The following is an 18959-nucleotide window of genomic DNA, read 5'->3' as shown; positions in this document are numbered from 1 at the left end:
ACTTTGTACGGCCATATCGAGGGCGGTCCCTTTTTCGACGACCTGAGCGTGGGGCAGGTGTTCGACTGGGCGCCGTCGATGACGCTGACCTCCGGCGCCGCCGCCACCCACCAGGCCATCATCGGCGACCGGATGCGCCTGCCGCTCGACGAGGGCCTGGCGCACGCGGTGACCGGCGCCGGGGCCGCCCTGGCGCATCCCGCGCTGGTGTGCGACGTGGCGATCGGCCAGACCACGCTGGTGACCCAGCGGGTCAAGGCCAACCTGTTCTACCGCGGCTTGCGCTTCCACCGTTTCCCGTCGATCGGTGACTCGCTGTACACCCGCACCGAAGTGGTTGGCCTCAAGCAGAATTCGAGCAAGCCGGGCCGCGCCCCGACCGGGCTGGCGGCGCTGCGGATGACCACTATCGACCACGCCGACCGCCTGGTCCTCGACTTCCACCGCTGCGCGATGCTGCCGGTGCGCCCCGAGGCCGGCGAGACGGGCCACAACGACGACCTGTCCCCGATTGGCGCCGACGACCTGCCGGTGCCCGACCCCACCGAGTCCTGGAACGCCGACGAATTCCGCCGCCGCGTCCCGGGCCCGCACTTCGACCCGGGGCTGGCCGGCGCGGTCCTGCACAGCACCGGCGACGTGGTCAGTAGCGCGCCCGAACTGGCCCGGCTGACGCTCAACATCGCCGCCACCCACCACGATGTCCGGGTCGGCGGGCAGCGCCTGGTCTACGGCGGGCACACCATCGGCCTGGCGTTGGCGCAGGCCAGCCGGCTGCTGCCGAACCTGGTGACGGTGCTGGGCTGGCAGTCCTGCGATCACACCGGCCCGGTGCACGAGGGTGACACGCTGCACAGCGAACTGCACATCGAGGCCGCCGAACCGCACGACCGCGGCGGCGTGCTGACGCTGCGCTCGCTGGTCTACGCCGCCGGCGACCCCGACCGGCAGGTGCTCGACTGGCGGTTCACCGCTTTGATGTTCTGAGCACCGACTTTCTGAGCACACGGGACAATGGCCCCATGGGTGCCCTGGTCCTCGACGATGCGGTGCTGCCGCGCGCGCGGCGGCGGGTCGCCGACGCCGAGGAGTTGCTGACCGGCCGCGCCGCCCTGTTGGGGCTGGCCTCGCGGGGCCGGATCTCGGCCGGCGGTGCCACCCGGCTGTTTCCCACGATCGACGGCTGGTGCGCGCTGACGCTGTCCCGCGACGACGACCTGGCCTGCGTGCCCGCCCTGGTCGAGGCCGACGACACCGCCGGCTGGCCCGACATCGAACGCTGGGCCGCCGCGCGCACCGCCGAGCAGGTCCGCGACCGCGCCACGCTGCTGGACCTGCCGCTCGCAATCCTGGCCGAGGCCGCCCCGCGCGAACCCCGCACGCAGCGGATCGGCCCGCCCGGCGCCCCGCGCGATCCGGCCGGGCTGTTGGTGGTGGACCTGACCTCGATGTGGGCCGGGCCGCTGTGCGCGCAGCTGCTGGCGCGCGCCGGGGCCGTGGTGGTAAAGGTGGAGAGCCCACGCCGCCCCGACGGCACCCGGGCCGGTGATCCGCGCTTCTTCGACTGGATGAACGCCGGAAAGCTCAGTTATGCAGCCGAATTCGACCGGGACCGGGCCGCGGTGGCGGCCCTGCTGCGCGCCGCCGACGTGGTGCTGGAGTCAGCGCGGCCCACCGCGCTCGGCGGCCGCGGGCTGGGCCCGCACGATCTGCCCGCCCGCCCGGGCCGGGTGTGGGTGCGCATCACCGGCCATGGCACCGACGGACAGCACGCGGGGCGGGTGGCCTTCGGCGACGACGCGGCCGTCGCCGGCGGCCTGGTCGGCCACGACGGCGACGGCCCGGTCTTCCTGGGCGACGCGCTGGCCGACCCGCTGACCGGCATCGAGGCCTACGGTGCGGTCACCGACGCCCTGGGCCGCGGCGGCGGCGAACTCGTCGAGGTGGCGATGGCGCAGCTGGCCGCCGGCTACCGCCCGACCCGCCCGCGGCAGTCCGCCGTGACGCCGCGCCCGCCGCGCATCGTCGGGACCGCGGCCGCTCTCGGCGCCGACAACACCGCCGTGGACGATATGGTGGCCGAAAAGCTCGGAACCCCATGCTGATCCGCAACGGCACCCTGCTCGACGGCCGGGTGGTCGACGTGCGGGTCCGCGACGTCGTCACCGAGGTCGGCCCCGACCTGCCGGCCGCCGCGGGGGAGCAGGTGCTCGACGCGGCCGGCGGCACCGTGCTGCCCGGCCTGCACGACCACCACGTGCACCTGCGGGCCGCGGCCGCCGCGGCGACCTCGGTTCGGGTGGGCCCCGGCGAGGTGCGCGACGCCGCGGGACTGGCCGCGATCCTGGCCGCCGCGGCCCCCGGCGACGACGGCTGGATCCGCGCCGTCGGCTACCACGACGCGGTCGCCGGCCCGCTGGACCGCCGCCTGCTCGACGCGCTGAGCCCGCCGCTGCCGGTCCGCGTCCAACACCGCAGCGGCGCACTGTGGACGCTGAATACGGCGGCGCTGCGGGAGATCGGTCAGGTCGAACATCCCGACGGCCGGTTCCACCGCGCGGACGGCGAGTTGGTGCTGCCCGACCGCGCGCCGTCGCTGAGCGCGCTCGGGAAGCAGTTCAGCCGGTACGGCATCACCGGCGTCACCGACGCCACCCCCGAGCAGAGCCGCCCCGACCTCGAGAACCTCGCCGCCGCAGCGCGATCCGGCGCACTGCGCCAGCGGCTGCACTGCATGGCGCCGGCGGACCTGGCCGGCGCCGCCATTGCCGGGTTGACGCTCGGGCCGGCCAAGAAGATCCTCGACGACGACAGCCTGGATCTCGACGCGCTCACCGCGTGGATCGCCGCGGCCCACGACCGCGACCACCCGGTGGCCGTGCACTGCGTGACCGCAAGCCAACTCGTCGTCACCCTCGCGGCCCTGCGCGCCGCCGGCGGCCACGCCGGCGATCGCATCGAGCACGCCGCCATCGTCGCCGACGACGTCGTCGCGGACCTCGCGGACCTGCGCGTCACCGTCGTCACCCAGCCCAACTTCGTTGCCGAGCGCGGCGATCAGTACCGCGCCGACGTCCCGGCCGACGAACACGCGCAGCTGTGGCGGGTCGCCTCGCTGCGGGATGCCGGTGTGCGCCTGGCCCTCTCGACGGATGTGCCGTTCGGCGCCGGCGATCCGTGGGCGGCCATGCGGGCCGCGGTGACCCGCCGCACGCCCAAGGGTGTGGTGCTCGGCGAGCGCGAGCGGATCTCGGCCGAGGCCGCGCTGGCGATGTTCCTGGGCCACGCCGAGGAACCGGACCGGGTGCGCGCGATCGAACCGGGCGCACCAGGGGACCTGTGCGTGCTCCACGCGGCACCGACGCAGGCGCTGGCCCGGTTGGACGCGGACCTGGTGGCCGCGACCGTCATCGCCGGTGCGGTGGTCTACCGGTCAGTGCGGTAGCTCGCGGAATGCGGTCTCGCGGTAGGGTTCCGGCTCCTTGGGCAGGCCCAGCACCCGCTCGCCGACGATGTTGCGCTGGATCTGGTCGGTGCCACCGCCGATGGAGGTGAAGTAGGCGTTGAGTGCGCGGAACGTCACGCCGTCGCCCACCGGGTTCTCCGGGCCGGCGAGCATCGACTCGGCACCGGTGATCTCGGTCTGCACCCGGGCGGTCTCGTGCAGGATCCGCGACATCGCGATCTTGCTCAGCGCCAGCAGGGCCGCGGCCTGCAGCCCGCCGGTGGCCTTGGCGCGCTGGTTGTTCCAGCGGTTGGCCGCCACCAGGCCGTCGATCCGCGCGATCTGCTGCCGGGTGTGGCTGTCGGAGATCTTGCCGTGGTCGGCGGCCAGCGTGATCAGGCTGTCCCGGCCGGCGTCGGTCTGACCGGAGGACCGGGCGGTCCGCGCCAGGTCGCCCATCAGGCGCCGCTCGTAGCCCAGCGCGGTCTGCAGCACACCCCACCCGCCGTTGAGCGGGCCGATCAGGTTCTCGGCCGGCACCGCGGCGTCGGTGATGAACACCTCGTTGAACTCCGACTCACCGGTGATCTGGTGGATGGGCCGGACCTCGACGCCGGGCTGGCGCATGGGGAACATGAAGAAGCTGATCCCCTTGTGCTTGGGCACGTCCCAGTCGGTGCGCGCCACCAGCAGGCCGTAGTCGGCCTTGGCGGCGAACGACGTCCACACCTTCTGCCCGTTGATGATGAAGCGGTCGCCGTCGCGGTCGGCGCGGGTGCGCAGCCCGGCCAGGTCGGAACCGGCGCCGGGTTCGCTGTAGAGCAGGCACCACTTGGTCTCCCCGCGCAGCGACGGCGGGATCAGCCGCCGCTTCTGCTCCTCGGTGCCGGCGTCGTGCAGCGTGCAGGCGAACAGGTTCGACCGGTCGTGGCCCGTGCCGGGCGCGCCGGCCTCCTTGAATTCGGCTGCCACCACCCGGGATTCGCCGTCGCTGAGCCCGCGGCCGTACCACTCTTGCTCCCAGCTGGGCACGGCCCAGCCGTTGTCGAACACCAGCTGGGCCCACTGGCCGCGGTCCATGCCGGGGGTCCAGTTGGCGGCCAGGAACTCTCGGACTTGTGCGCGAATGTCGTCCATCACGCCCCCTTCAGCTGCAGGTAACGTTCGCGGTGCCAGGCCGGGTCGCCGAGCAGTTGGGCATCGGTGCGGGCCCGCCGCAGGTACAGGTGGGCGGGATGCTCCCAGGTGAAGCCGATGCCGCCGTGGACCTGGATGCCGGTCGCGGCGACGGTCACGTAGGCGTCCCCGCAATAGGCCTGGGCCAGCGCGAGATCGGCGGCGCGGTTGGCGTCGCCGGCGTCGTAGGCGGCCGCGACGTGCCGCGCGGCCGACACCGCGGACTCGGCCTCGAGCAGCATGTCGGCGCACATGTGCTTGACGGCCTGGAAGCTGCCGATCGCCCGGCCGAACTGGAATCGGGTGCGGGCGTAGTCCACGGCCATCTGCATGGCGCGGTAGGTGCCGCCGGCCTGCTCACCGAGCATCGCCACGCCGCCGGCCTCCAGGGCCGCGGCGAACGTCGCGGCGCCGGTACCGGGCTCGCCGACCAACCGCGCCGGGGTGTCCGAGAACCGGACGCGGTGCAGCTTGCGGGTCAGGTCCACGCCGGTCAGCGGCAGCGCTTCGAAGCCGGCGGCCCCGCGCTGCACCGCGAACACCGACGGGCCCTGCGGCGTCGCCGCCAGCACGTAGAGCACGTCGGCGGCACCGGCGTCGAGCACGTAGTTCTTCTCGCCGGTCAGCCGCCAGCCGTCGGCGGATTCCGCTGCGGCGGTGGCCGGTTCGGCGGGCGGGGTGGCCGCGGTGCCCTCGGCGAACGCCAGGGCGACCACCGCGCTGCCGTCGGCGATCGTCGGCAGCACCCGGGCCTGCTCGGCGGCGTCCCCGCCGGCGGCCAGCAGCGCGGGCGCCAGGACGGCGGTGGAGAAGAACGGTCCGCACAGCAGCGCGCGGCCCATCTCCTCGCACACCGCGCTCATCTCGACGTGGCCCGCGCCGGCCCCGCCGAACTGTTCGGGCACGGCCAGCCCGAGCAGACCCATGTCGCTCAGTTCGGCCCAGGCGGTCTCGTCGTGGCCGGTGTCGGTGGCCATCAACTCGCGCACCCGCGCCTCGCTGGAATGTTTCTGCAGTAGCCCCGAGACGGCTTCCCGCAGTGCCTTGATCTCGCTGCTCACGAGCTTGCCTCCGGTTGTTTTTCGGTGAAGCGACCGCGCAGGAACTCGCACTGCCGGTCGAAGAAATCCCGTGCCACCAAGGTTTTCTCGGCGATCTGATCGAAGCCGTGGAAGGCGCCGTCGACGACGTCGAGCTCGGCCGGCACGCCGGCGTCGTTGAGCCGTTGCGCGTACTCGATGTCCTCGTCGTGGAACAGGTCGAGGGTGCCGACGCCGATCCAGGCCGGCGGCAGACCCGCCAGGTCGGTGCGCCGGGCGGGGACCACCTGTTCGGGGTCGGCGTCGGCGAGGTAGGCGTCCCAACCGAACACGTTGCTGCGGTGATCCCACAGCCGGAAGCCGGGGTTGTGCCCGGAGGCCGAGCGGTCGTCGAGCATCGGGTACACCAGGTGCTGTGCCACCGGCGTGATCTCGCCGCGGTCGCGGGCCAAGAACGCCAGCTGCGCGGCCAGGCCGCCGCCCGCGCTGCCGCCGGCGATGACGATGCGGTTCGGGTCGACCGAGGGCAGCGACGCCAGCCACAGCAGCGCCGAGTAGCACTCCTCGAGCGCGTGCGGGTAGGGGTGCTCGGGGGCCAGGCCGTACTCGGGGGCGGCGACGGTGATGCCGAGCTGGCGCGCGAACTTGCGGCACAGCACGTCGTCCTGGGCGGCGGTGCCCAGCACGTAGCCGCCGCCGTGGATCCACAGCATGGCCGGCGCGGGCGGACCGACGGTGCGGGGGCGATGCAGGCGCACCTCGACGCCGGCGCTGGTGGTCAACACCGTGACGCCGCGGGCCGGGAACTTCTTCTGCAGCCGGGAGGCGGCACGGAACAGCGGCAGCGTGGCGGCCCGGATCGGGGCCTTCGGGACCACCCTGGCAAGTTTGCGCAGCTCAGGGTGGATATGCGCGGCGCTCATCGGACTGAGAGTACTGGGCGCAAAGTTGACGGGTGTCAAGGGCCCGGAAAAGCGGCTTTGCCAGGGGCGTCCGTGGTTTACAGACAGGCCAAATAGTGTCACCGAGAGACACTTTGCGAAATTTGCTCACTCTGCACCGATCGGCGGGCGCAACGGAGGTACAGTCGCGCCATGACGGCAGGATCGCAGGCCCGGAATCCCGAACCGACGCTGTGGTCGCGGGCGGAGGCGTTGCTGCGCACCGGCCCGGCGGACGCCCTGCTGGCGGCCACCGCCGCGGGCGCGCAACTCCCCGTGATCGGCAAGCACCTCGAACAACTCGGCGGTTACACGGCCATCAGCATGTGGGCCGGCCGGCACGCGCCGGAGATCATCGGTTCGGCCACCAAGTCCTGGTTCACCCCCGGGATGGGCAAGGTGCGCCAGGCCGAGCGCGACCAGACGCACGCGGTGGCCGCCGCGGCGCTGCGCGGCATCGTGGCCGAACAGGACCTCGACGTGGCCTGGCCCGCCCCGGATCGGACGCCGCCGTTGCTGCGGGCCTGTGAGCACCGCCGGCACCTGCACCGGTCCTCGGTGCGCTACGGCGAGGAGCCGACCCAGCTGCTCGACGTGTGGCGGCATCGCGACCTGCCGGTGCAACCGGCGCCCGTGATGATCTTCGTGCCCGGCGGCGCGTGGGTGCACGGCGGCCGCGCCCTGCAGGGCTACGCGCTGATGTCGCACCTGGCCGAACTCGGCTGGGTCTGCCTGTCGGTGGAGTACCGGGTGGCCCCCGGGCACCGCTGGCCGCAGCACATCGCCGACGTCAAGGCCGCGATCGCCTGGGCGCGGGCCAACGTGGACCGCTTCGGCGGCGACCGCGACTTCGTCACCATCGCCGGGTGTTCGGCGGGCGGGCATCTGGCCGCGCTGGCCGGGCTCACCGCCGGTGACCGCGAGTACCAGCAGCATCTGCCGGAGGGCTCGGACACCTCCGTGGACGCCGTGGTCGGCGTCTACGGCCGCTACTGCTGGGAGGACCGCTCCACCCCGGAGCGCGACCGCTTCGTCGACTTCCTCGAACGCGTCGTGGTCAACGGCAGGATGGACCGCGACCCCGAGGTGTTCCGCAAGGCCTCCCCGATCGCGCGGGTGCACGCCGCCGCGCCGCCGTTCCTGGTGCTGCACGGCAGCGGCGACACGATCATCCCGGTGGCCCAGGCCCGCGACTTCGTCGCCCGGCTGCGCGACGTGTCGCGCGCACCGGTCGGCTACCTCGAATTGCCCGGCGCCGGACACGGTTTCGACATGACCGACGGCGCCCGGACAGGGGCGGCCGCGACGGCAATCGGACTGTTCCTCAACCAGATTCACCACGACCGGGCCGTGTCGCGAGCCAAACAGGCCATCTGAGGCCGCCCCCGCTTGTAGGGTTCCCCGCAGGGGGCCGGAGCAGCGAGGGGTGCGGCATGAAGAGACTCACCGGGTGGGACGCCTTCCTGCTGTACTCCGAGGCGCCGAACGTGCACATGCACACCCTCAAGATCGCGATCGTCGAGTTGAGTGCCATCGGCGACCGCACCTTCGGGGTCGACGAGTTCCGGCGCGTCATCGAGGGCCGACTGCACAAGCTCGAGCCGCTGCGCTATCAGCTGGTGGACATCCCGTTCAAGTTCCACCACCCGATGTGGCGGGAGAACGTCGAGGTCGACCTCGACTATCACATCCGGCCGCTGACGCTGCCCGCGCCGGGCGGCCGACGGGAACTCGACGACGCCATCGCCGAGATCGCGAGCACCCCGCTGGACCGCACGCGGCCGCTGTGGGAGATGTATTACGTCGAGGGGCTCGAGGGCAAGCGGATCGCCGTCGTCAATAAGATCCATCACGCGCTGGCCGACGGGGTCGCGGCGGCCAACCTACTGGCCCGCGGCATGGACCTGCAGGCCGGCCCGGTCGACGAGGGCGCGCTGTATGAAACCGACCCGCCGCCAACGAAATCCGAGCTGGTGCGCACGGCGTTCCGAGATCACTTCCGGCACATGGCCCAGGTCCCCTCGACCATCGCCTACACCGTCGCGGGCATCAACCGGGTGCGCCGCAGCACGCGGCGCCTGGCGCCGGATCTGACCCGGCCGTTCACCCCGCCGCCGAGCTTCATGAACCACGTGCTGACTCCCGAGCGCCGGTTCGCGACGGCCTCGCTGGCGCTGGCCGACATCAAGGAGACCAAGACGGCGCTGGGCGTCTCGATCAACGATCTGGTGCTGGCGCTGTCCGCCGGTGCGCTGCGCAAACTTTCGCTGCACTACGACGGGCACGCCGAACACCCGCTGCTGGCCTCGGTGCCGGTGAGCTTCGACTTCTCCTCGGAGCGGATCTCGGGGAACTACTTCACCGGGGTCATGATGCCCGTGCCGATCCACCTCGCAGATCCGCTGGAGCGGGTCCGGCAGGCCCACGCCGATGCGATCCTGGCCAAGGAGAGCAACCACCTGATCGGGCCGGAGCTGGTCAGCCGCTGGTCGAACTACATGCCGCCGGTTGCCATGGAGGCGGCCTTCAAGCGGCTGTCCGCCATCGACGGGCAGAACAAGGTCCTCAACCTCAACATCTCCAATGTCCCGGGCCCGCGTGAGCGCGGCCGGGTGGGCGGCGCGCTGGTCACCGAGCTCTACAGCGTGGGTCCGATCACCGCGGCCAGCGGCGTCAACATCACCGTGTGGAGCTACGTCGACCAGCTCAACATCTCGGTGCTGACCGACTGCGACTCGGTGGACGACGCCCACGAGGTCACCTCGGCCATGGTCGCGGAACTGGTCGAGATCCGCCGCGCCGCAGGACTTTCCGAACAGCTGACCGCCGTCGAGAACGCGCTGGCCCCGGCCGGCTAGGAATCCTCCTGCCGGCGGGCCTGCACCCAGGACAGGAACCGCTCGATGGCCTGGGCGGTGTAGTGCCCGCGCGGGGAGCCGAAGAAGTCGAAGGCGTGCTGCGCGTGCGGGATTTCCGCGTAGGCGACGGTGTCCGACGACACCTCGCGCAGCGCCTCGACGAACTCGCGGCCCTCCGGCACCGGGATGATCGAGTCGTCGGCGCCGTGCAACACGAAAAACGGTGGGGCATCGGGGTGTACGCGATCGATGGGGGAGGCGTCGATGTAGACCTGGCGGTGGGTCCGGATGTCCACCTTGGTGACCAGCCGGCGCAGGAACCCGAGGAATTCGCGGCGTCCGGCGCCCTCGTCGCTGTACCAGTCGTAGCGGCCGTACACCGGGACCGCGGCGACCACGGAGGTGTCGGCGTCCTCGAAACCCGGCTGGAATTCCGGGGCCCCCGGGGTCAGCGCGGCCAGCGCGGTCAGGTGCCCGCCGGCCGAACCGCCGGTGATGGCGACGAAGTCGGGGTCGCCGCCGTACTCGGCGATGTTCTCCTTGACCCAGGCCAGGGCGCGCTTGACGTCGACGATGTGGTCCGGCCAGGTGTTGCGCGGGCTGACCCGGTAGGCGATCGACACGCACACCCAGCCGCGTTCGGCCAGGTGGCTGAGCAGCGGATAGGCCTGCGGCCGGCGCATGCCGATCGACCAGGCGCCGCCGGGGACCTGCAGCAGCACCGGTGCCTTGCCGTCCTTGGGCAGGTCGGCGCGGCGCCAGATGTCGGCGAGGTTGGCCCCACCGTACGGGCCGTACCGCACCGTGGAGGTTTTGGTGACGTAGCGCCGCCGCGACCAGCCCGTGCCGAACACCCCGGCGCGGCGACGGGCCCCGGCGGCGGGGTCCGAGGTGGCCGCCACCTGTTGGTAATCGGGGCCCAGCGCGTCGCGCAACCCCTCCTCGAAGTGCGGCTTGGAGGCCACGTTGCGGCGCGCGATGAGCACCAGCAGCGCCCAGCTGATGCTGTGCAGTACCAAGGCAATTCGGCCCTTGACGCTGTTGAAGTCCCCGCGCAGGCCGCGACGCAGCGCGTCGAGTGCCGAGCCGCCCAGGTACAGCGGGGCCAGCTCACTGGTGGGCCAGCCGAACGCGAAGGCGGGAATGGTGCCGTAGCCCTTGCGGCCCAGCGGGCGCACGCCGTTGCCGGCGTTGAGGAGTTCGGCGGCGGCGCGCAGCAGGGTGCGGTTGGAGCGGTTCGCCATCGTCTCAGCCGATCACCGGGAGACGGCGCTGCGCGGCCAACTCGTCCAGCGCGCGCTGCATAACGCGGCGCACGTGCGCGTCGACCTCGTCGATGTCGGGGTCCTCGCCGAACTCGGCGACGATGTCGATGGGTTCCAGTACCTGCTGCACGATCTTGGTGGGCAGCGGCACGTTCAGCGGCACCACGGCCGACAGGCCGAACGGGACGCCGAACGACAGCGGCAGGATCTTGGCCCGGAACATCTTGTCCAGCCGCAGCGCCTTGGCCAGTCCGGTGCCGCGGGACAGGAACAGCTGGCTCTCCTGCCCGCCGATCCCCACGGTCGGGACGATGGGCACCCCGGCGTTCAGCGCCGCCCGGACATAACCGGTGCGGCCGCCGAAGTCGATCTTGTGGCGGGCCGTGCTCGGCCGGTAGACGTCATAATCCCCGCCGGGGAAGACCACCACGACACCGCCGGAGCGCAGTGCCTCGTCGGCGTTGTCGTGGTTGGCCTTGATGAAGCCGGTCTTGCGGAAGAACCCCGCGGTCGGACCGGTGAACACCAGGTCGAAGGTCAGCGTGTAGACCGGCCGCTCGTAGCCGAAGTGGTCGTAGAAACCCGCCGCGAACACCGGGACGTCCATGGCGAGCATCCCGCCGGAATGGTTGGAGACCACCAGGGCGCCGCCGGCCGGGAAGTTCTCCAGGCCGTGGACCTCCGAACGGTGGTAGATCTTGAGGAACGGTTTCAGCACACCCATCACCTGTTCGGTGAGGACCGGATCCCACTTGGTGATCTCGCCGAGGACCTCGGGGTCGGCGAGCCCGGCGTCGTCCGTGGTGGAGTTGTCGAGGTCGGACGGGCTCACAGGATCCCCCTGGGGAATGAATTGAAACGTGTTCTAGTTTGAATGTTACCCGGCGGCGTCGACGAGTTCGCCGGGTCGTCACCCGACGGCCTTACCGTACCGTTTACGATGTCGGGTGTGAGCGACGAATCGAACGAACCCGCAGTCCTGGTCGAACAGCGCGACCGGATCCTGGTCATCACCATCAACCGGCCCAAGGCCAAGAACGCCGTCAACCTCGCCGTCAGCCAGGGGTTGGCCGACGCGATGGACCGGCTCGACGAGGACCCCGGCCTGTCGGTCGGCGTGCTCACCGGTGCGGGTGGGTCGTTCTGCGCGGGTATGGACCTCAAGGCGTTCGCCCGCGGCGAGCGCTGCGACATCGAGGGCCGCGGCCTGGGCTTCACCGAGTCCCCGCCGGCCAAGCCGCTGATCGCCGCGGTCGAGGGGTACGCGTTGGCCGGTGGCACCGAGGTGGCGTTGGCGACGGATCTGATTGTCGCGGCGCGTGATTCGGCGTTCGGCATCCCCGAGGTCAAGCGCGGTCTGGTGGCCGGCGGCGGCGGGCTGCTGCGCCTGCCCCAGCGCATTCCGTACGCCATCGCGATGGAACTCGCGCTGACCGGCGACAACCTGTCCGCCGAGCGGGCCCACGAGTTGGGTCTGGTCAGCGTGCTGGCCGAGCCGGGCGGCGCGCTCGACGCCGCGATCGCGCTGGCCGGGAAGATCACCGCCAACGGTCCGCTGGCCGTCGCGGCAACCAAGAAGATCATCGTCGAGGCGCGCTACTGGGGACCCGAGGAGCAGTGGGCCGAACAGATGAAGATCCTGGGCCCGGTGTTCATGTCCAAGGATGCCCAGGAGGGTGCCGTCGCCTTCGCCGAGAAGCGCGCCCCCAAGTGGACGGGCACCTGAGCCGAACACTGCCGTGTCGGAAAGTCGCTTGACCTAAACCGAGGTTCAGGCGCGATCATGGTCGGCATGGTCACCCAGACGCTCCGGTCGCAGCCCGCGCTCGACGTCGCTGCCTACCTGGCGAGGATCGGTCACGCCGGGTCGGTCGAACCCACCCTGGCGACGCTGCACGGGCTGGTCACGGCGCATCTGACGCACATCCCGTTCGAGAACCTGGACCCGCTGATGGGCATCCCGGTCGCCGACCTGAGCGCCGAGGCGTTGGGCGCCAAGATGGTGCAGCGCGCCCGGGGCGGGTACTGCTTCGAGCAGAACGGTCTGCTGGCTTACGCGCTCGAGGAGCTCGGCTACGCCGTCGAGTCGTTGACCGCGCGGGTGGTCTGGATGCGCCCCGAGGGTCTGGACGCGCCGACGACGCCGCTGACCCATCAGCTGCTGGTGGTCCGCGTGCCCGGGGATCCGCGGCGCTTTTTGGTCGACGTCGGATTCGGCGGGCAGACGCTGACCGCGCCCATCGAGTTCGTCCCGGGGTTGGTGCAGCAGACGCCCAACGAGCCCTACCGCATCGGTGTGCGCGGCGACGAGTACTTCCTGGAGACGTTGATCGGCGACGTCTGGCAGCCGGTGTACATCTTCGCCGACAGCCCGCGGCCCGCGATCGACCTGCAGGTCGGAAGTTGGTATGTGTCAACGCATCCGGCGTCGATCTTCGTCGTCGGTCTGACCGCCTCGATGATCATCGACGGTGCACGCTGGAATCTGCGGGGCCGCCACCTCGCGATCCACCGGCCCGGGGAACCAGGAGAGCGGGTGCGTTTCGAGAACGCCTCGCAGGTGCTCGCGCTGCTGATGAACACCTACGGTCTGGACGTCGGCGGTATCGGCGACGTGCACCAGCGGATCACCGAGGTGCTCGACTCCTGAGGTGGGCCCGGCTGCGCCGAGATCATCGCCAGGGTCGTTGAACCGCCGCCGCCGCAGCCACCATCACCAATGCCGAGGGCTCCAGCCGCGACGTAGCGAGAATCCTCGGCATTGATCGCGACGCCCGCCGTCGATTCGCTCAGCTGGCGACTAGCGCGCCCAGGTCAGCGCGTCCCACAGCGCACCGTCGTCGCCGCGGGCGCCCGCGTCCAGCGCCCGCCGGCCGAGGCGACGCGCGTGCCGGCCGGTGCTGCCGAACTCGCCGATCCAACTGTGCGCCCGCAAGGTCGCCGACCACAGCGAATGCTCGAGGGTCACGCCGATGGCGCCGTGCAGTTGATGCGCGGTGGTGGTGACCTCCGGTACGACGCGGCCCAGCACCACCTTGGCCAGGGTCACGGCGTAGTCGGCCTGCGGGCTGTCGAAGCCGTGGTCGGCGGCGGCCGCGACCGCCAAAGTGGTTGCGGCCCGGCCGCGTTCGATCTCACCGGCCATCTGGGCCAGCGCATGCTGGACGGCCTGGAACTTGCTCAGCGCCCGGCCGAACTGCTGCCGCTCCCGGGTGTGGGCCACCGTCATCTCCGCCGCGGCGTCCAGCGCCCCGAGCACCTGCACGCAGCGCGCCCAGGCGCCGCGGCGGGCCAGTTCGTCGGCGACCTCGGCACCGCAGCGCACCGCGTCGGCCGACGCCGCGAAGCGCACGGTCGCGCGGGGTTCGCCGGCCAGGTTGCGGCCCTCGACGAGGTCCAGGTCCTCGGGCCGCGCGATCGACACCCGCACCCCGTCGTCGGCGCGGGCCACCAGCACCACCGCCGCGCACACCCGCGGCCACGCCACGTCCCGCGCGGACCCGTCGGCGTCGGCGATCGCCACGGTCAGCGGACCGGCCTCGGGCACCGGCAGTCCCGCCGCCGCCGCCAGCCACCCGGCCAGCACATCGGTCTCGGCGATCGGCGCGGCCACCGCGTGGCGGGCCAGTCCGCGCAGCACGATCGCCGCCTCGGTGGGCCCGGCCTCCAGGTCGGGCGTGCTGGTCAGCCGGCTCAGGCCGGTGTCCTCCAGCGCGGCCCAGGCCTCGGCGTCGAACGCCTCCGGCAGGGACCGCTGGCCGATCCGGGCCTCGAAAGACCGGCGGCCGATGTCGTCGACCAACCGCCGCAGTTCGGCGTGCTCGTCGGCGGATCCGGCCGCATTCGCGGCGAACACGCCGCCCGCCAAAGCCTCGCTCATCGGTGCTCTCCGCTCTTCGCGCAAGCGCTCATCGCAACCCCATTCCGCGCGCGACGACCCCGCGCAGCACCTCATTGGTCCCGCCCCGCAGCGTCACCATCGGCGAATGCACCCGGGCGACATCCAGCATGCGCTGCAGCCGCGCATACTCGGCGCTGTCGGGGTCGAGGTGGTCGAGCAGGTCGGTCACCAACGCCACCGAATCCTGCTCGAAGCGAGTGCCGAGGTCCTTGACCAGCGCAGCCTGATTGGCCGCGGATTCGCCTGCGGTCAGCGCGCGGGCCACCGACACCGAAAGTTGCCGCAGCGACACCAGCCGCGCCGCCAGATCGCCGATGGCGGCCTCGGGGGCCGCATCGGCGCGGGCCAGCGCGCGGATCGCGGCCAGGATCACCGTCACCGTCGACAGCACGCGCTCGGGACCGCTGCGCTCGAAGGACAATTCGGCGGTCACCTGATGCCAGCCGTTGCCGATCTCGCCGAGCACGTCGGCGTCGGCGATGAACACGTCGGTGAAGATGGTCTCGTTGAAGTGGTGCTCGCCGTCCATCGACACGATCGGGTCGATCTGCACCCCGTCGGCATCGGTGGGTACCAGGAACTGGCTGAAGCCGGCGTGCCGCCGGTCGGGGTCGGCCGGACTGGTGCGCGCCAGCACCACCACCTGATGCGCCAGGTGGGCCCCGCTGGTCCACACTTTGCGGCCGCCCAGCACCCAGCCGCCGTCGGTCCGGGTGGCCCGGGTGGCCGCGGCCGCCAGGTCCGAACCCGACTGCGGTTCGCTCATCCCGATCGCGGAGAAGAACCGGCCGGCGGCGATGCGCGGCAGGATGCGGCGGCGCTGTTCCTCGTTGCCGTACGTCATCAGCCCGGGCGCCACCTGACGGTCGGCGATCCAGTGCGCGGCCACCGGCGCCCCGGCGACCAGCAGTTCCTCGGTGACGACGTAGCGGTGCAGATGTCCCAGGCCGCGCCCGCCGTACTCGACGGGGATGGTCAGGCCCAGGTAGCCGGCGTCGCCGAGGCGGGCGCTGAAGGCCTCGTCCCACTGCGACAGCCAGGTGTCCACCCCGGGCTCCCAACCGAACTCGGCGCGGTCGGCGGCCAGGAAGTCGCGGATCGAGGCGCGCAGCGCGGCCAGTTCGGGTTCGTTGGCGCACAGCGCGTCGAAGCTGCTCATCCCCTGCTCTCGTGTCCTCCCCGACCGGCTCTCACTATCGCACGGGCGCACAGCAGGAATTGTCATGTCCCTGGTCGCCCCAGCGGACCATACTCGACTGCTGTGAGCGCCGAACCCTCGTCACCGCCGCCGGGCCGCGACCGGTTGCGGGAACTGCTCGATTCGGTGGTGCCCGGCGACGGGGCGGCCGGCGTCGAGGACATGGCCCGCAACTCCTACGTCTCGGAGTTCCACTTCTCCCGCGAGGTGCGCCGCCTGACCGGCGAGCCGCCCGCCGCGCTGCGCCGCCGGATCATGTTGGAGCGCGCGGCCTGGCGGCTGGGCCGCGGCGAGGGGGTCGCCGCCGTCGCCGCCGACGAGGGGTGGTCCTCCCCGGAGGTGTTCTCCCGGGCCTTCCGGCGCAGCTTCGGTATCCCGCCGTCGGCGGTCCCCGCGACGGGCCGCGGCTTCCGGCTGCCCGCACCCAACGGCCTGCACTTCCACCCGCCGCAGTCGCTGTGGATCGACGGCGAGGCGGGCGAGCAGCACACCGCCGGGGTGACCCGGCTGATGATCGCCCACGACCTCGCCGACACCGAGCACCTGCTGAAGCGTGCCGCCGAGCTCACCGAAGCGCAATGGGTGCAGCATGTTTCGCCGGGGCAGGTCGTGCTGGACTGGGACGGCCCGGAACCCAGCGTCGCCGCCGTGCTCGGCGCCATCGTCTGGACCAAGGAAGTGTGGCTGGCCAGCATCGAGGGCCGCGACTACCCACCGCGTACGCCCACCGACCCGGCATCCTCGGACCCGCGGACGTTGGCGGCCCACCACGACATCGTCGCCGCCCGGTGGTCGGCGATGGTCGTGGAGGTCACCGAGCAGGGCCGGCTCGCCGACACCGTGATCGACGCACTGTGCGACCCACCGGAGTCCTTCCAGCTGTTCGGGATCGTCGCGCACGTGCTCACCTATGCCGCGCACCGCCGGGAACTGGCTCGCGCGATGCTGGCCCGCCTCGGCGTGCCGGCCGGGCGCGGCGACCCGCTGGACTGGATGAGAGGAACCGACTGATGGCCACCGTCTACTACACCGCCGCGAGCCTGGACGGCTTCGTCGTCGACACCGACGACAGCCTGGACTGGCTGACCTCCCGAGCCATCGACCAGGCCGGGCCGTTCGGCTACGACGAGTTCATCGCCGCGGTCGGCGCCGTGGTGATGGGGGCGAGCACCTACGAGTGGATCGTCCGCAATCAGCCGGGGGAGTGGATGTACAGCCAGCCGGCGTGGGTGCTGACGCACCGGCCCGAGATCGTCGCGCCCGACCATCCCGTCCGGACCTTCGCCGGTGACGCCGCCGGATTGCACCCCACGCTGGTCGAGGCCGCCGCCGGCAAGGACGTCTGGGTGATCGGTGGCGGCGAGGCCGCCGCGCAGTTCGTCGCCGCCGGTCTGGTGGACGAGATGATCGTCAGCTACGCCCCGTGCAGCCTGGGCGCGGGCGCCAGGGTCTTGCCACTGCGCTCGGAATGGGCTTTGGTGGAGTCCGGGGTCAACGGGGATTTCGTCTGCGCCCGTTGGCGCCGAGCCGCCTGAGGCGGTTGTCCTGCTGCCACTATGTCGCGCTGTGGTTTAATCGGAGAATCATGTTCTTCGATTATGATAACGCCGCTCCCGGACGGTCCCGATGAGTATCTCGCTGCTGCTCGAGATGGCGCTGTCCGGAGACCCGGACCGCGTGGCCGTGGTGTCCGAGGAAACCCGCCTGACCACCCAGGAATTGTCCGACCTCGCCGACGGCGGCGCGGGCGTCATCGCCGGTAGCGGCGCCGAGCATGTGGTGTACGTGGGCACCGGCGGCGCGCTGCTGCCGCTGCTGTTGTTCGCCTCGGCCCGGGCCGCGCGGACCTTCACGCCGATCAACTACCGGCTGTCGGCCGAGGGCATCCAGGCGCTCATCGAGCGGCTGCCCAAGCCGCTGGTGATCGTCGACGAGCGCTACCGCGACATGGTGGGCGACGCCGGCGCGGCGACCATGGAGTCCGCCGAGTTCCTGGCGGCGGCCAAGTCCGCCGAGGCGGTCGCCGAGTTCGCCGATCCCGACGACGTCGGCGTCGTGCTGTTCACCTCGGGCACCACCTCGGCGCCCAAGGCCGTCGAGCTCTCGCACAACAACCTGACGTCCTACATCACCGGCACCGTCGAGTTCGGCGCCGCCGAACCGGACGACGCCGCGCTGATCTGCGTGCCGCCCTACCACATCGCCGGGGTGTCGGCCGCGCTGTCGAACCTGTACGCCGGGCGAAAGATGGTGTACCTGCCCAACTTTGACGCCGCCGAATGGGTGCGGCTGGTGGGCGAGGAGGGCGTCACGTCGGCGACGGTGGTGCCGACCATGCTCGACCGGATCGTCACCGTGCTCGAGGCCGGCGACCATCCGCTGCCCACGCTGCGCAACCTCGCCTACGGCGGCTCCAAGGTGGGCCTGCCGCTGGTGCGCAAGGCCCTCGGTCTGCTGCCGCACGTCGGGTTCGTCAACGCCTACGGCCTGACCGAGACGTCCTCGACGATTGCGGTGCTGACCCCCGACGATCACCGCGAGGCGCACGGCAACCCCGACGAGGCGGTGGCCAAGCGCCTCGGTTCGGTCGGGCAGCCTGTGCCCGGTATCGAGGTGCAGATCCGCAGCGAGGACGGCACCGTGCTGGGGCCGGGCGAGCCCGGCGAGTTGTTCGTCCGCGGCGAGCAGGTCTCGGGCAAGTACACCGGCATCGGCTCGGTGCTCGACGAGCAGGGCTGGTTCCCCACCAAGGACATCGCCACCCTCGACGAGGACGGTTACCTGTTCATCACGGGCCGCTCCGACGACACCATCATTCGCGGCGGGGAGAACATCGCCCCCGCCGAACTCGAGGATGTGCTCATCGAGCACGATCACGTCCACGAGGTGGCCGTCGTCGGCGTCGAGGATCCACAGTGGGGCCAGGCCATCGTGGCCGTGGTGGTGCCGGCCGCCGGCGTTGACCCGGATCCCGAGGAACTGCGCGCCCACGTCCGCAAGCACCTGCGGGGCTCGCGGACCCCGGACCGGGTGGTCTTCCGGGCCGAACTGCCCACCAACGCCACCGGCAAGCTGCTGCGACGCGAGATCGTCGCGAGCCTCAATGACACCGCAACACAACCACAGGGGTAGCAA

General features: G+C 71.6%; 17 protein-coding genes. 10 read left to right on the top strand and 7 right to left on the bottom strand.

The window, feature by feature from the left end:
* The first annotated feature begins 78 nt into the window (after positions 1 to 78).
* The 3 genes from EL338_RS22145 to EL338_RS22135 are packed head-to-tail and all read left to right on the top strand — an operon-like array spanning position 79 to position 3445.
* Positions 79 to 987: a hotdog family protein gene (locus tag EL338_RS22145; protein WP_235666569.1), complete on the top strand. Its 909-nt coding sequence runs from the start codon at positions 79 to 81 to the stop codon at positions 985 to 987.
* 35 nt (positions 988 to 1022) lie between these two features.
* A complete protein-coding gene (locus EL338_RS22140; protein WP_126335701.1) occupies positions 1023 to 2105 on the top strand; it encodes a CoA transferase in 1083 nt (360 codons plus the stop codon).
* Positions 2099 to 3445: an amidohydrolase family protein gene (locus tag EL338_RS22135; protein ID WP_126335700.1), complete on the top strand. Its 1347-nt coding sequence runs from the start codon at positions 2099 to 2101 to the stop codon at positions 3443 to 3445. Before EL338_RS22140 ends, EL338_RS22135 begins: the two co-directional genes overlap by 7 nt.
* On the opposite strand, the gene EL338_RS22130 is transcribed toward EL338_RS22135, so the two are convergent.
* From EL338_RS22130 to EL338_RS22120, 3 genes are read right to left on the bottom strand one after another with little or no spacing between them, the layout of a single operon-like run.
* Positions 3434 to 4582 carry an acyl-CoA dehydrogenase family protein gene (locus tag EL338_RS22130; protein WP_126335699.1) on the bottom strand — a complete coding sequence of 383 codons (1149 nt, stop codon included), beginning with the start codon at positions 4580 to 4582 and terminating at the stop codon, positions 3434 to 3436. The two genes, EL338_RS22135 and EL338_RS22130, sit on opposite strands and share 12 nt — an antisense overlap.
* A complete protein-coding gene (locus EL338_RS22125) occupies positions 4582 to 5682 on the bottom strand; it encodes an acyl-CoA dehydrogenase family protein (RefSeq protein ID WP_235666250.1) in 1101 nt (366 codons plus the stop codon). The genes EL338_RS22130 and EL338_RS22125 overlap by 1 nt, the downstream gene beginning before the upstream one ends.
* Entirely contained in the window at positions 5679 to 6584 is a 906-nt protein-coding gene (locus EL338_RS22120) for an alpha/beta hydrolase (protein WP_126335698.1), read from the bottom strand. The genes EL338_RS22125 and EL338_RS22120 overlap by 4 nt, the downstream gene beginning before the upstream one ends.
* A 171-nt stretch (positions 6585 to 6755) precedes the next feature.
* On the opposite strand from EL338_RS22120, the gene EL338_RS22115 reads away from it, so the two are divergent.
* On the top strand, positions 6756 to 7979 hold the full coding sequence (locus EL338_RS22115; protein ID WP_126335697.1) for an alpha/beta hydrolase: 1224 nt from the start codon (positions 6756 to 6758) through the stop codon (positions 7977 to 7979).
* 56 nt (positions 7980 to 8035) lie between these two features.
* On the top strand, positions 8036 to 9460 hold the full coding sequence (locus EL338_RS22110) for a WS/DGAT/MGAT family O-acyltransferase (protein ID WP_126335696.1): 1425 nt from the start codon (positions 8036 to 8038) through the stop codon (positions 9458 to 9460).
* On the opposite strand, the gene EL338_RS22105 is transcribed toward EL338_RS22110, so the two are convergent.
* The gene (locus EL338_RS22105) at positions 9457 to 10704 is read right to left on the bottom strand and encodes an alpha/beta hydrolase (protein ID WP_126335695.1); all 1248 of its coding nucleotides are present in this window, start codon (positions 10702 to 10704) and stop codon (positions 9457 to 9459) included. The two genes, EL338_RS22110 and EL338_RS22105, sit on opposite strands and share 4 nt — an antisense overlap.
* Positions 10705 to 10708: 4 nt before the next feature.
* Positions 10709 to 11449 (bottom strand): 1-acyl-sn-glycerol-3-phosphate acyltransferase, encoded by a 741-nt coding sequence (locus tag EL338_RS22100; RefSeq protein WP_126337031.1) that lies wholly within the window; start codon positions 11447 to 11449, stop codon positions 10709 to 10711.
* Positions 11450 to 11665: 216 nt separating this feature from the next.
* On the opposite strand from EL338_RS22100, the gene EL338_RS22095 reads away from it, so the two are divergent.
* A complete protein-coding gene (locus EL338_RS22095) occupies positions 11666 to 12451 on the top strand; it encodes a crotonase/enoyl-CoA hydratase family protein (RefSeq protein WP_126335694.1) in 786 nt (261 codons plus the stop codon).
* Positions 12452 to 12517: 66 nt separating this feature from the next.
* Positions 12518 to 13375, top strand: coding sequence for an arylamine N-acetyltransferase family protein (locus EL338_RS22090; protein WP_179967122.1), 858 nt, complete (start codon positions 12518 to 12520; stop codon positions 13373 to 13375).
* A 150-nt stretch (positions 13376 to 13525) separates the two neighbouring features.
* On the opposite strand, the gene EL338_RS22085 is transcribed toward EL338_RS22090, so the two are convergent.
* Together EL338_RS22085 and EL338_RS22080 are read right to left on the bottom strand one after the other, a co-directional pair.
* Complete coding sequence (locus EL338_RS22085; protein ID WP_126335692.1) at positions 13526 to 14605, bottom strand: acyl-CoA dehydrogenase family protein; 1080 nt, start codon at positions 14603 to 14605, stop codon at positions 13526 to 13528.
* 28 nt (positions 14606 to 14633) lie between these two features.
* On the bottom strand, positions 14634 to 15785 hold the full coding sequence (locus EL338_RS22080) for an acyl-CoA dehydrogenase family protein (RefSeq protein WP_126335691.1): 1152 nt from the start codon (positions 15783 to 15785) through the stop codon (positions 14634 to 14636).
* 102 nt (positions 15786 to 15887) lie between these two features.
* Here EL338_RS22080 and EL338_RS22075 point away from each other — a divergent pair, with 102 nt between their 5' ends.
* From EL338_RS22075 to EL338_RS22065, 3 genes are all read left to right on the top strand, one after another.
* On the top strand, positions 15888 to 16835 hold the full coding sequence (locus EL338_RS22075) for a helix-turn-helix domain-containing protein (protein ID WP_235666249.1): 948 nt from the start codon (positions 15888 to 15890) through the stop codon (positions 16833 to 16835).
* On the top strand, positions 16835 to 17359 hold the full coding sequence (locus tag EL338_RS22070) for a dihydrofolate reductase family protein (protein WP_126335690.1): 525 nt from the start codon (positions 16835 to 16837) through the stop codon (positions 17357 to 17359). The genes EL338_RS22075 and EL338_RS22070 overlap by 1 nt, the downstream gene beginning before the upstream one ends.
* A 91-nt stretch (positions 17360 to 17450) precedes the next feature.
* Positions 17451 to 18956 carry a class I adenylate-forming enzyme family protein gene (locus EL338_RS22065; protein WP_126335689.1) on the top strand — a complete coding sequence of 502 codons (1506 nt, stop codon included), beginning with the start codon at positions 17451 to 17453 and terminating at the stop codon, positions 18954 to 18956.
* Positions 18957 to 18959 lie beyond the last annotated feature (3 nt).

Source organism: Mycolicibacterium chitae (assembly GCF_900637205.1).
Lineage (GTDB): Bacteria > Actinomycetota > Actinomycetes > Mycobacteriales > Mycobacteriaceae > Mycobacterium > Mycobacterium chitae.
This window is presented reverse-complemented; position numbering and strand designations above follow the sequence as displayed.